Origin of the sequence: Nocardioides aquiterrae (assembly GCF_039526625.1) — a bacterium.
GTDB classification, from domain to species: Bacteria; Actinomycetota; Actinomycetes; order Propionibacteriales; family Nocardioidaceae; genus Nocardioides; species Nocardioides aquiterrae.
Genome location: NZ_BAAAJE010000006.1, coordinates 142,316 through 154,555, shown reverse-complemented (window position 1 = coordinate 154,555; position 12,240 = coordinate 142,316). Strand labels below are relative to the sequence as shown.

At 74.6% G+C, this 12,240-nt stretch carries 12 protein-coding genes; 5 read left to right on the top strand and 7 right to left on the bottom strand.

What is annotated here, in order from left to right; translation table 11 throughout:
- Nucleotides 1–30: 30 nt before the first annotated feature.
- Entirely contained in the window at nt 31–720 is a 690-nt protein-coding gene (locus ABD086_RS07410; RefSeq protein WP_343906845.1) for a demethylmenaquinone methyltransferase, read from the bottom strand.
- A 125-nt stretch (nt 721–845) separates the two neighbouring features.
- Here ABD086_RS07410 and ABD086_RS07405 point away from each other — a divergent pair, with 125 nt between their 5' ends.
- The gene (locus ABD086_RS07405; protein ID WP_343906844.1) at nt 846–1,697 is read left to right on the top strand and encodes a L,D-transpeptidase family protein; all 852 of its coding nucleotides are present in this window, start codon (nt 846–848) and stop codon (nt 1,695–1,697) included.
- On the opposite strand, the gene ABD086_RS07400 is transcribed toward ABD086_RS07405, so the two are convergent.
- Entirely contained in the window at nt 1,685–2,326 is a 642-nt protein-coding gene (locus ABD086_RS07400; RefSeq protein WP_343906843.1) for a hypothetical protein, read from the bottom strand. The two genes, ABD086_RS07405 and ABD086_RS07400, sit on opposite strands and share 13 nt — an antisense overlap.
- A 65-nt stretch (nt 2,327–2,391) precedes the next feature.
- On the opposite strand from ABD086_RS07400, the gene ABD086_RS07395 reads away from it, so the two are divergent.
- On the top strand, nt 2,392–3,615 hold the full coding sequence (locus ABD086_RS07395; protein ID WP_343906842.1) for an isochorismate synthase: 1,224 nt from the start codon (nt 2,392–2,394) through the stop codon (nt 3,613–3,615).
- 57 nt (nt 3,616–3,672) lie between these two features.
- Here ABD086_RS07395 and ABD086_RS07390 read toward each other — a convergent pair whose 3' ends face one another.
- A complete protein-coding gene (locus ABD086_RS07390; RefSeq protein WP_343906841.1) occupies nt 3,673–4,308 on the bottom strand; it encodes an MBL fold metallo-hydrolase in 636 nt (211 codons plus the stop codon).
- A gap of 35 nt (nt 4,309–4,343) precedes the next feature.
- Here ABD086_RS07390 and ABD086_RS07385 point away from each other — a divergent pair, with 35 nt between their 5' ends.
- From ABD086_RS07385 to ABD086_RS07375, 3 genes are read left to right on the top strand one after another with little or no spacing between them, the layout of a single operon-like run.
- Complete coding sequence (locus ABD086_RS07385; protein ID WP_343906840.1) at nt 4,344–4,952, top strand: LysE family transporter; 609 nt, start codon at nt 4,344–4,346, stop codon at nt 4,950–4,952.
- Nucleotides 4,949–5,431: a GNAT family N-acetyltransferase gene (locus tag ABD086_RS07380; RefSeq protein WP_343906839.1), complete on the top strand. Its 483-nt coding sequence runs from the start codon at nt 4,949–4,951 to the stop codon at nt 5,429–5,431. Before ABD086_RS07385 ends, ABD086_RS07380 begins: the two co-directional genes overlap by 4 nt.
- Nucleotides 5,428–6,642, top strand: coding sequence for a cytochrome P450 (locus ABD086_RS07375; protein WP_343906838.1), 1,215 nt, complete (start codon nt 5,428–5,430; stop codon nt 6,640–6,642). The genes ABD086_RS07380 and ABD086_RS07375 overlap by 4 nt, the downstream gene beginning before the upstream one ends.
- A 191-nt stretch (nt 6,643–6,833) precedes the next feature.
- Here ABD086_RS07375 and ABD086_RS07370 read toward each other — a convergent pair whose 3' ends face one another.
- Genes ABD086_RS07370 through ABD086_RS07355 form a run of 4 tightly spaced genes read right to left on the bottom strand, consistent with a single transcriptional unit; the run spans nt 6,834 to nt 12,199 of the window.
- Nucleotides 6,834–8,708 carry a Na+/H+ antiporter gene (locus ABD086_RS07370; protein WP_343906837.1) on the bottom strand — a complete coding sequence of 625 codons (1,875 nt, stop codon included), beginning with the start codon at nt 8,706–8,708 and terminating at the stop codon, nt 6,834–6,836.
- Nucleotides 8,709–8,724: 16 nt separating this feature from the next.
- Entirely contained in the window at nt 8,725–10,284 is a 1,560-nt protein-coding gene (gene menD / locus ABD086_RS07365; RefSeq protein ID WP_343906836.1) for a 2-succinyl-5-enolpyruvyl-6-hydroxy-3-cyclohexene-1-carboxylate synthase, read from the bottom strand.
- On the bottom strand, nt 10,281–11,222 hold the full coding sequence (locus tag ABD086_RS07360) for an o-succinylbenzoate synthase (protein WP_343906835.1): 942 nt from the start codon (nt 11,220–11,222) through the stop codon (nt 10,281–10,283). Before ABD086_RS07360 ends, menD begins: the two co-directional genes overlap by 4 nt.
- Entirely contained in the window at nt 11,219–12,199 is a 981-nt protein-coding gene (locus ABD086_RS07355) for an AMP-binding protein (protein WP_343906834.1), read from the bottom strand. The genes ABD086_RS07360 and ABD086_RS07355 overlap by 4 nt, the downstream gene beginning before the upstream one ends.
- Between the last annotated feature and the right edge of the window lie 41 nt (nt 12,200–12,240).

Sequence of the window (12,240 nt, the reverse complement as noted above, 5' to 3'; positions counted from 1 at the left end):
TCGGCTGCCAGCAGCCGAAACCGCGGCACCTCAGCTCGTCGCGCGGTGCAGGGCGACGATGCCGCCCGAGAGGTTGCGCCACTCGGGCGCGCGCCAGCCTGCGCCGGCGATGACCGCCGCGAGGCCCTCCTGGTCCGGCCAGGCGCGGATCGACTCGGCGAGGTAGACGTAGGCGTCCGGGGAGGACGAGACGGCGCGGGCGATCGGCGGCAGGGCGCGCATCAGGTACTCGATGTACACGGTGCGGAACAGCGGCCAGGCGGGGTGGCTGAACTCGCAGACCACCAGGCGGCCTCCGGGCCGCGTCACCCGGCGCATCTCGCGCAGGCCCTCGAGCGGGTCGACGATGTTGCGCAGGCCGAAGGAGATCGTCACCGCGTCGAAGGTGTCGTCGGCGAACGGCAGCCGGGTCCCGTCGCCCGCCGTGAACGGCAGGTGCGGCTTCGCGGCCTTGCCGACGCGGAGCATGCCGAGCGAGAAGTCGCAGGGCACGACCTCCGCGCCCCGGTCCGCGAACGGCTGGCTCGAGGTGCCGGTACCGGCGGCCAGGTCGAGGACCCGCTCCCCCGGCTTCGGGTCGACCGCGTCGAGCACCGCGCGCCGCCACTGGCGGTCCTGGCCGAGCGAGAGCACGTCGTTGGTGACGTCGTACCGCTTCGCCACCGCGTCGAACATGCGGCGGACGTCGGACGGCTGCTTGTCGAGCTCTGCGCGGACCACGCCGAGAGAGTACTGGCGGTAACAGGTTGGTCACGGCGGCGGGGCACGCCGAGGGAGGTGCAACCAACATGCCGGTTCGGGCGTCACCCTCGTGTCCGGCTCACTTCACTTCCCCGGGAGAGCTCATGCGTCGCCTGCTGCTGGTCCTCGTCGTCGCCGCCCTGCTCGTCGGGGGCGCGTACGTGGCGGGATCCGCCACCAAGGACGGCCCCGCCGGCCGCCCGACCGCCACCGGGACGGGCGGCGTCGAGACGACGACCCCGACGCCCTCCCCCACACCGGCACCCACACCGGCGCCCACCCGCCCGGTGAGCGTCGCGACGCCGCGGGCGACCGCGGAGGCCGGCGTACCCCTCCTGTCGCCCGGGGACGAGGGCCCGCAGGTCCGCGAGCTCCAGGCCCGGCTCCAGCAGATCCTCTGGTTCGAGGCCGACGTCACCGGCGTGTACGGCGACCTGACCACGGCCGCCGTGCGCGGCTTCCAGGAGAAGCGGCAGATCCCGGTCACCGGGGCCGTCGACCGGCGCACCCTCGACCGGCTGGAGGCGATGACCGCCGAGCCGACCGTCGCCGAGCTGCACAACCGCGCCAACGAGCCGGGCGCGCTGGACGCCCGCTGCAAGGTCGGCCGCGTGCTCTGCGTGGACAAGACCAGCAGCACCCTGCGCTGGGTCGTCGACGGCACCGTGCTGCAGACCCTCGACGTGCGGTTCGGCGCGTCGACCACGCCGACCCGCGAGGGCGTCTTCCACGTGTACCTCAAGGACGCCGACCACGTCTCGCGCCTGTACGGATCGTCGATGCCGCTCTCGATGTTCTTCTCCGGCGGCCAGGCCGTGCACTACTCGTCGGACTTCGCGACGGTCGGGTACGCCGGCGCCTCGCACGGCTGCGTCAACGTCCGTGACTACGACGGGCTGGCGCAGCTCTACGACCGGGTGCGCGTCGGCGACACCGTGGTCGTCTACTGGTCCTGAGCGCCCTGGAGGTCGTCGGCGAGCGAGCCGGCGACCTTGACCAGCTCGTCGGCCGGGACCGCCGTCGACTGGATCTGCACGGTCAGCTCGCCGTGGGTGACCTGGCACTGGCTGGCGGCCGGGGCGCCCGGCGTCCCGTCCTGGCTCTGGCCGTAGGTGAGGATGCAGACGCCGTCGCCGAGGGTCTCCATCGTGGTGCCGCCACCGCCGTTGGTCGTCTCCGGGTCGGTGAGGACCGTGGGCGCGAACGCCCCGCCCTGCGCCTGGAACACCTGGACGAAGACCGCCTTGGTGCCGTCGACGACGTAGCTGCGGGTGGCGGCCGGGTTGCCCAGCACGTGCGGCAGCACCTCGTTGCCGTACTTCGTGCTCGCCGCCTGCTGCTGCGCGATCTGCTCGGCCTGGCCGGCCAGCTGGCCGCCCTGGAAGGAGTCCGGGTCGTCGGCGGCGGCGTACCCGCCCGGCAGCGTGGCCGGGAGCGTGAGGTCGATCGGCGCCGGGGCGGCCTCGGCGTCGCCGTGCGCCCGGGGCAGGGCGATCGCGAAGGCCGCCATCAGGCCGAGCAGGACGACGCCGACGGCGACGCCGACCCAGGTGGACGTGCGGGTGTTCGAGGTGCTGGCGCTCACGTCCTGCGACGCTACCCGCCCGCCCGACGCGGGCGGAGGCCGGGTCCGTGGGTACTCTCGGGCACGTGACGACGACCGTCCGCACCGTGCGCCTCGACCTCGACGAGGCCACGCGACTCCTCGACCTGCTCCCGGCGGACCGTCCGGTCACGTGGCTGCGCCGCGGCGACGGCCTGGTCGGGTGGGGCGTGGCCGCGGAGGTGCGCACCCACGGCGCCACCCGGTTCGCGGACGCCGGCAAGTGGTGGAGCGAGCTGACCGCGCGCGCCACGGTCGTCGACGAGGTCAACGAGCCGGGCACCGGGCTGGTGTCGTTCGGGACCTTCGCCTTCGCCGACGAGCCGGGCGACTCGGTGCTGGTGGTGCCCCGCGTGGTGGTCGGCCGTCGCGGCGATGTGGCCTGGCTGACGACCCTGGACACCCCGGCTCCCGCGCTGACGCCGGCCGATCCCCCGGCCGCACCGGTCGGCGTGAGCTTCGCGGACGGCGCGCTCAACGGCGAGCAGTGGATGTCGGTCGTCGCCGACGCCGTCGGACGGATCGGGCGCGGCGACCTGGAGAAGGTCGTGCTCGCCCGGGACCTGGTGGCCACCGCCGACGAGCCGATCGACGTGCGCTGGCCGCTGGGCCGGCTGGCCGACCACTACCCGATGTGCTGGACCTTCCACGTCGACGGCATGTTCGGCGCGACGCCCGAGATGCTGGTGCGCCGCGAACGCGGCCTGGTCACCTCGCGCGTGCTCGCCGGCACCATCCGGCGTACCGGCGACGACGAGCGCGACCTCGCGCTGGCCGCCACCCTGGCCCGCTCCTCGAAGGACCTCGAGGAGCACGAGTACGCCGTCCGCTCGGTCGCCGACGCCCTGGAGCCGCACTGCTCCTCGATGAACGTGCCCGAGGCGCCGTTCGTGCTGCACCTGCCCAACGTCATGCACCTGGCCACCGACGTCGCCGGCGTCGTGCACGACGCGGCCACCGTCTCCTCGCTCCAGCTCGCGGAGGCGCTGCACCCGTCGGCCGCGGTCGGCGGCACTCCGACCACGGTCGCCACCGACCTGATCGCGAAGATCGAGGGCATGGACCGCGACCGGTACGCCGGACCGGTCGGCTGGATGGACGCCACCGGCGACGGCGAGTGGGGCATCGCGCTGCGCTCGGCCAGCATCTCCGGCGCGACCGTCCGCCTCTTCGCCGGCTGCGGCATCGTCGGCGACTCCGACCCCGAGGCCGAGCTGGCCGAGGCGCAGGCGAAGTTCGTGCCGGTGCGGGACGCGCTGACCGCCGGCTAACCGGGTCGTCCGCCTCTCACGCGGTCATACGCCACCCTCAGGCGGACGACTCGGGCACTACAAGTCCTCGCCGTCGGCCCGGCGCACGTACTCCAGCCCGTCCTTCGGCAGGAACGCGTTCATGTGCCCGTCGACGATGCCGAGGCCGGCCTCGCTGTAGACCCGGTCGTGGATCGCGAGGTTCCGCGGCGCCCGGACCGCCCGCGCGAACTCGATCGCCTCCGACACCCGCATCCACGGCGCGGACACCGGGCACAGCAGGACGTCGACCGCCTCGCCGGGCTCGGTCAGCGCGTCGCCGGGGTGGTAGACCAACGTGTCGCCGAGCGTCAGGACGTAGCCGCTGTTGGTGATCCGCGGGAACTCGGGGTGGATCACCGCGTGCAGCTCGCCCACCGCCCGCACCGGGACACCGACGTCGAACGACGACCCGGGCGTCACCACCGTGAGCCGCTCGGCGACGGCCGGGGCGTCGGACCGGATCTTCGACGCGACCGCCTCGATCGTGTAGACCGGCGCGTCCGTGGCGAGCAGGTGCTCGGGCAGGTAGTGGTCGGGGTGCTCGTGCGTGATGAGCACGGCGTCGGCGCCGTCGACGGCCGACGCGTCGGTGAAGACGCCGGGGTCGAGGACCACGGTCGTGCCCTCGTGCTCGATCCGGACGCAGGCGTGGCCGAACTTGGTAATCCGCATGCGTGGCACGGTAGCCCGCTGCCACGATCGGCCGCGTGCTCGAGGTGGCCCTGTCCGGACTCGTCACCGGCTGGGCGATCGCGATCCCGATCGGCGCGGTCGGGGCGTTCCTCGTCGCGCTCGCGGCCCGGACCTCGTTCCGCGTCGGCGCCGCCGCCGCGCTCGGGATCGCGTCCGTCGACGGCGGGTACGCCGCCCTCGCCGTGGTCGCCGGCGCCGCGATCGCCACCGCGCTCGAGCCGGTCGGCCAGGCGCTGACGATCGCCTCCGGCGTGGTGCTGCTGGTGGTCGCCGTCCTCACCGCGGCCCACGCGATCGGCTCCGCGGGGCGAGTCCGCGAGGCGCGGCCGACGAGTCCGCGCACGGCGTACCTGCTGTTCCTCGGGATCACGGCCGTGAACCCCACGACGGTCGTCTACTTCGCCGCCGTCGTGCTGGGCAACCGGCACCTGGTCGAGGGGCCTGCCGAGGGGGCGGTGTTCGTCACCGCCGCGTTCCTCGCCAGCGCCTCGTGGCAGCTGCTGCTCGCCGGCGGCGGCGCGGCACTCGGCCGGGTCGCGACCGGCCGGCGCGCCCACCTCGTCACCGGCCTCGTCTCGGCCGTCGTCATCGCCGGCCTCGCACTCCATACGATGCTCGCGTGACGCCGACCCTGCGCCCCGCCGTACCCGCCGACGCCGTCGCGTGCGCCACCATGCACGCGGCGTGCTGGCGCGAGGCCTACGGGCCGTACGTCGACGCCGCGCTGCTCGAGGAGCGGCTCGGCGACACCGCCCGGTGGACCGCCGCGTGGACCCGGCACCTCGTCGACGGCCCGCCGCGGGTGCTCGCCGAGGCGGACGGCGAGGTGGTCGGGTTCGCGGTCGCCGGGCCGGCCCGCGAGGAGGACCCACCGACGCCGTACGAGCTGTACGCGATCTACACGCGCGCGGCGTACTGGGGCACCGGGCTCGGGCAGGAGCTCTGGGAGGCGGTCCGCCCGGACGGCCCGTGCTCGCTGTGGGTGCTGGAGGCCAACGAGCGCGCGCAGGGGTTCTACCGCCGCAACGGATTCGGCCCCGACGGCGCCCGCGAGCTGTACGCCGGCCTCGGCGCCTGGGAGATCAGGATGGTGCGGCGATGACCTACTTCGACCTGTCCGACCCGGCGTTCGACGTCACCTCCCCGGAGGTGCACGCGGCGCGCGACGAGAACTGGTACGTCGAAACGAACTGGGGCTGGGCGGTGCTGCGGTACGCCGAGGTCAGCGCCCTGCTGCGCGACCGGCGGTTCCGCCAGGGCAACGCCCGCTGGCCCGCTCAGAACGGCATCCACGCCGGGCTGTTCTCGGACTGGTGGCAGGAGACGCTGCTCAGCCTCGAGGGCGACGACCACGCCCGCATCCGGCGGCTGCTGATGCCGGCGTTCCGCAACAAGACCATCGCGGCGATGCGCCCGCGGTTCCAGGCGCTCGCGAACGAGCTGATCGACGCCTTCGCGGCGCGCGGCAACGTGGAGTTCGTGAGCGAGTTCGCCGAGCCGTACGCCGCCCGGATCATCTGCGTGCTGCTCGGGCTGCCCGAGGACCACTGGCACCAGGTCGCCCGGTGGGCCGACGACCTCGGCGCGTCGTTCTCGATCGACGTCGGCAACCAGGTGCCGCGCATCGAGGCCGCGCTCACCGGCCTGCTCGGGTACGTCGAGGAGGTCGTCGCCGACCGGCGGGTCCGTCCGCGGGACGACCTGGTGACCACGCTGGTGCAGGCGACCGACGACGGCGACCGGCTCAGCGAGCACGAGCTCGGCGTGGCGCTGGTGTTCCTCGCGTTCGCCGGCATGGAGACCACGCGCAACCAGCTCGGCCTCGCGGTCCAGACGCTGCTGAAGCACCCCGACCAGTGGCGGCTGCTCGCCGAGCGACCGGAACTCGGCGAGAACGCCGTCGAGGAGGTGATGCGGGTCAACCCGACCGTCACGTGGGTGACCCGGGAGGCGCTCGAGGACGTCGAGTTCCAGGGCCTGCGCATCCCGCGCGGCGGCATCGTGCAGATGCTCTCGCACAGCGCCGGCACGGACCCCACGGCGATGCCCGACCCGGCCTTCGACATCAGCCAGCAGCGGCCGCCCCACCACGGCTTCGGCGCGGGCGTCCACCACTGCCTCGGCCACTTCGTCGCGCGCACCGACATGGCGGTCGCGCTGCCGCTGCTCGCGCGACGGATGCCGAACGCGGCGCCCGACGGCCCCGGCGAGTGGCTGCCGGTGTCCGGCAACACCGGTGCGCTGCGGTTCCCGATCCGGTTCGAGCGCCCGGCGACCGAGCTCGCTCGGGTGCCGAGGAGGCGCGAAGGTTGAGGAGCGTCGGCCCGGACCGCGCGTCAGCGCCGGGACGTGCGACGCGTCTCGAAACCGGCCTGAGCCGGCCCACCACGGTTCACACCACCCGCCCCACCAGCCCCGCCGCTGGGGCAATGCCTGAACTTGTCGGGGGTTGCAACGGCCGACAAGTTCAAGCTTCCCCGGTTGACCGGGGAAACCGACGGGCCTCAGGCGGTCAGGTGGTGCACGTAGCACCACCGCCAGTCCTCGCCGGGCTCGGCGGACTGCATCACGGGGTGCTGGGTGTCCTGGAAGTGCCGGGTGGCGTGCCGCCGGGGCGAGGAGTCGCAGCAGCCGACGTTCCCGCACTCGAGGCACCGCCGCAGCGACACCCACTGGGTGCCCTCCTCCAGGCAGGCCGGGCAGGACGTCGCCGGCTCCTCGTCGACCTTCTCGTAGCGGGCCAGGTCGTCGCAGAGCTCACCGATCTGCCACCGGCGGGCGGCGTACGCCGCGGTCTCGTCGCGCTCCTGCTCGGCGCTGTCGAGCATGGACTCCTCGAGGTCGAGCATGGCGAGGACGTCGGCGACCACTTCCGACGGGACCTGGCCCGCGTTGCGGATCTCCAGGATCCGCCTCCGTTCGGCGTCGATCAGCCGGCTGCGGATCCGGTAGTACAGCGCGGCCGGCGACTCCTGGCCGGGGGACGTGCTGAGCCGCTCCCAGGCCGCGAAGTTGCGCTGGTCGAGCCGCTGGCGGATCAGGTCGACGACACCCGCCTGGTCGTCGAACTCCAGCTTGTCGAGCTCCTCGAGCGCGGCCTTGGTCGCCTGCTGGAGCAGCGTCGCCCGGGCGAGCGCGTCGTCGAGCGGGTCCGGCGCCGGAACGCGCAACCGGCGGGCGAACCAGGGCAGCGACAGCCCCTGGATGAGCAGCGTGCCCGCCACCACGGTGAACGCCGCCATCAGCAGCACGTCGCGGTGCTCGGTGTTCAACGGGATGACGAAGGCGGCGGCGAGCGTCACCACGCCCCGCATGCCGGCCCAGCCGAGCAGGAACGTGAACGACCACGGGGGCGCCGCGAGCCGCTCGTCGCTGTCCTGGGGCCGCCGGAACAGCACCCAGTGCGAGCCGAACACCCAGACCAGCCGCAGCACGATCACCGCCACCAGCGTCCCGAGGCAGACGGCGATGATCCGCCCGACGCCGAGCTCGCTGTCGGCCAGGTCCTGCACCAGCCACTGGGCCTGGAGGCCGATCAGCGCGAAGACGGTGTTCTCGAGGAGGAAGGCGATCGTGCGCCAGTTGATCCGCTCGGCGATCCGCGACTGCGCGGTCTGCAGGATCGGCGCCTGGTGGCCGAGCAGCAGGCCGGCGACGACCACGGCGATCACGCCGGACGCGTGGATCTCCTCCGCCACGACGTAGCAGGTGAACGGCACCACCAGCGACAGCGCGACGTCGATGGCCGGGTCGGTGATCCGCCGGCGCATCCTCGCCGCGAGCCAGTAGGCGACCAGGCCGACGGCCACGCCCCCCGCCGCTGCCAGGACGAAGTCGAGGCCGACCTTCCACAGGTGCACCCCCGCCGCTGCCGTGCCCGCGGCGATCGCGGTCCGCAGCAGCACCAGGGCGGTCGCGTCGTTGAACAGCGACTCGCCCTCGAGGATCGTCACGATCTTGCGGGGCAGCCCGATGGTGCGGCCGATCGCGGTCGCCGCGACGGCGTCCGGGGGCGCGACCACCGCGCCGAGCGCGAGGGCGATCGGCCAGGAGATCCCCGGCACCAGCGCGTGCACCAGCCAGCCGACGCCGATCGTGGTGAACACCACCAGCCCGACCGACAGCAGCAGGATCGGGCGCCGGTAGGTGTTGAAGTCGACCAGCGACGAGGACAGCGCGGCGGCGTACAGCAGCGGCGGCAGCAGCCCGATCAGCACCAGCTCGGGCTCGAGGTGGACCTGCGGCACGAACGGCAGGAACGACGCCCCGACCCCGGCGACGACCAGCAGCAGCGGCGCGGGGATGCCGAGCCGGCGGGCGACCAGGACGCCGGCCAGGACCCCGACGGCGAGCCCGATCAGGAAGAGGGCGACGTCCACGGGTGCATTCTCCCCCTCACGGCCGCAGGGCGCGGATCCGCGCGTCCAGCTCGCGGCGGTTGTCGCGCCGGACGACGGCCTCGACGACCTCGATCCCGCCGTTCGGGCTGGCCAGCGCCTGCTCGAGCTCCGGCAGGCTGGTGACGCGCAGGTGCGGGGTGCGGGTCGCGGCGCACAGGCTGGCCAGGTCGACGCCGTGCGGGGTGCCGAAGAGCCGGTCGTACTGCTCGGCGTACTCCCCCGCCCCCTGCTCGAGCATCGTGAAGATCGACCCGCCGTCGTCGTTGACGACGACGATCGTCAGGTCCGGCACCGGTTCGCCGGGGCCGATGACCAGGCCGTTGGCGTCGTGCAGGAAGGTGACGTCGCCCATCAGGGCCAGCGAGCGCGAGCTCGAGGGGCGCGCCAGCGCCGCGCCGATGGCGGTGGAGACGGTGCCGTCGATGCCGGACAGGCCGCGGTTGGCCAGCACCTTGCGGCGCGCACCGACGCGGTAGCGCGGCACCATCAGGTCCAGGTCGCGGATCGGGCTGGACGCGCCGACGACGAGCAGGCCGCCCTCGGGCAGCTGCCGGGCCACGGCGCCGGCGACCTCGTGCGGGGTGAGGTCCGGCTCGGCGGCGAGCAGCGCGTCGAGCTGCCGCGAGACCGAGAGATCGGCGGCCCGCCACTCGTCGAGCCACGCGGGGTCGTCGGGGACATCGGGACCGACCCCGCCGATGATGCGCTCGCTGACCGGGAACGGTCGCTCGCGCCACACGCCCCAGGCGCCGAGGTCGACGACCTCGGCGCGCCCGAGCAGGCGGGTGACCGGGCGCGAAAGCGTCGGGTGCCCGGCGACGACGACCCGCTCGATCCGGTCGCCGAGCTCGCTGCCGAGGAGGAGGCGGTACGCGCGGATCGCGTTGGCGCCGGTGCGCGAGCCGCTCGACGGCTCGGCGAGGAGCGGCCAGCCCGCCTGCTCCGCCAGCACGCGGGCCGGCGGGCCGGCGTCGTCACCGGCGACGACGACGGTGCGCGGGCCGACCGGCAGCACGGTCAACGAGGCCGGCCGGGCACGCGACACCGGGAGCCCCGGCGCGACGTCCGGCACCCACCGGTCCTCGGGCACGAGCGGCTCGTCGAGCGGGACGTTGAGGTGCACCGGGCCGGGCACGAGCAGGTCGTAGTCGCCGGCCGCGTCCTGGGTCTCGACCAGCGGCCCGAAGATGCCGGCCTGGTCCGTGGTCTGGTTCGCGCTGGTGCCGCGCATCCGGGCCGGGCGGTCGGCGGTGACGACGACGAGGTCGACGTCGGCGTGCGCGGCCTCGAGGACGGCGGGGTGCAGGTTCGCGACCGCGGTGCCGGACGTGCAGACGACGGCCGCCCGGCGGCCGTTCCGACAGAGCCCGAGGGCGAGGAAGCCGGCGGTCCGCTCGTCGATCCGGGTGTGCAGCCGCACCAGGCCCGCCGTGGCCGCGTCGTACGCCGCGAACGACAGCGGCGCGTTGCGCGACCCGGGCGCGACGACGACCTCGGTCACCCCGGCCTCGACCAGCCGGGCGACGACCGACCGGGCCAGCTCGGTGCTGCTCATCGCCCTCGATCCTGCCGCACGACCCGCACCTCGGCGAGCCGGGCCTCCCAGTGCGCGACCCGCTCGGGGTCCGCGGCGACCAGGGACTCGTCGACGGTCGGGACCCGGACCGGCAGCGCGCCGTCGACCGGCAGCAGGGGGTCGGTCACGACGTCGCGCTCGAGGAGCTGGACGGTGGCGAGCCCGCACGCGTAGGGCAGCTCGGGCAGTGCCGCGGCCAGCGCCACCCCGGCCGCGATGCCGACGCTGGTCTCGAGGGCGGACGACACGACGACCGGCAGGCCGATGTCCTCCGCGATCCGCAGGCAGGCGCGGACCCCGCCGAGGGGCTGCACCTTCAGGACGGCCACGTCGGCGGCCTCGAGGTCGCGCACCCGGTAGGGATCGGCCGCCCGGCGGATCGACTCGTCGGCCGCGACCGGTACGCCGACCGCGCGGCGGACGGCGGCGAGCTCCTCGACGCTCGCGCACGGCTGCTCGACGTACTCCAGCCCGCCGGCCGCGCGGTCCAGCACCCCGATCGACGCGACCGCCGTGTCGACGTCCCAGCCGCCGTTGACGTCGATGCGGACCCGGCCGCCGGGGCCGATCGCGTCGCGCACCGCCTCCAGCCGGGCCTGGTCGTCGGCGAGCGACTGCCCGGGCTCGGCGACCTTGACCTTGGCGGTCCGGCAGCCGCCGCGCAGCACGATCGCGTGCGCCTGCTCGGGCCCGACCGCGGGGACGGTGACGTTGACCGGCACCCGGTCGCGCACGGCGTCCGGCCAGTCGCCGGCGGCCGCCTCCTCGGCGGCCCGCAGCCAGGGCTCGGCGACGACCGCGTCGTACTCCAGGAACGGGCTCCACTCCCCCCACCCCGCCGGGCCGGGCAGCAGGACGCCCTCGCGGACCGTGATGCCGCGGAACCGGGTGCGCATCGGCACGGTCCAGACCCTCATGCGAGGTCCCGCAGGGCGATCCGGTCCGGCTTGCCGTTGTCGAGCATCGGGATCGCGTCCAGCCGGACCAGCTGCCGCGGCGCCCAGGACCGCGGGTGCTGCTCGCCGACCCAGTCGCGCGCCTCGTCGGGCGACAGGTCGCCGACCACGAACGCGACCACCCGGTTGCCCCACTCCTCGTCGGGCACGCCGAGCACCTCGGCGCCGCGCACCGCCGGGTGCTCGCGCAGCCGGGCCGCGACGGCGGCCGCCGGCACGTTGACGCCGCCGCTGACGACAATGTCGTCGAGCCGGCCCAGCACGTGCAGCCGGCCGTCCGCGTCGAGCCGGCCCGCGTCGGAGGTCAGGAACCAGCCGTCGACGAGCACCTCGGCCGTGCGCGCCGGGTCGCCGGCGTACCCGTCGAACAGCACCGGGCCACCGATCCGTATCCGGCCGTCGTCGCCGATCGCGACACCGACGCCGTCCAGCGGTACCCCGTCGTACACGCAGCCGCCCGCGGTCTCGGCCGAGCCGTAGGTCGCCACGATCCGCACGCCCGCGTCGGCGGCCCGCTGCCGGAGCGCGGCGTCGATCGGGCCGCCGCCGAGCAGCACGGTGCGGAAGGAGCGCAGCGCGTCGGCGTCGGTGTCCAGCAGCCGGTGCAGCTGGGTCGGCACCAGGGACACGTAGTCCGCCCGGCGCGCGGCCGCGGCGAAGTCGTCCTCGAGCACGACCGGCTCGTGGCCCGCGACCAGCGACCGGCAGATGACCTGGAGTCCGGCGACGTACGACGGGGGCAGCGCGAGCAGCCAGCGCCCGGACCCGCCGAGCCGCCGCGCGCTGGCGTGCACCGAGGCCAGCACGGCCGCCCGGGAGAGCAGCACCCGCTTCGGCGTGCCCGTCGATCCCGAGGTCTCCACGACCCACGGGTCGGGGTCGTCGGCCGCCAGCCAGGCCGCGACCTCTCCCAGCACGCCCTCCACCCGGTCCTCCACCCGGACGAGGCTAGCCGCGGGCCCGGGTGCTTGAATCTCCG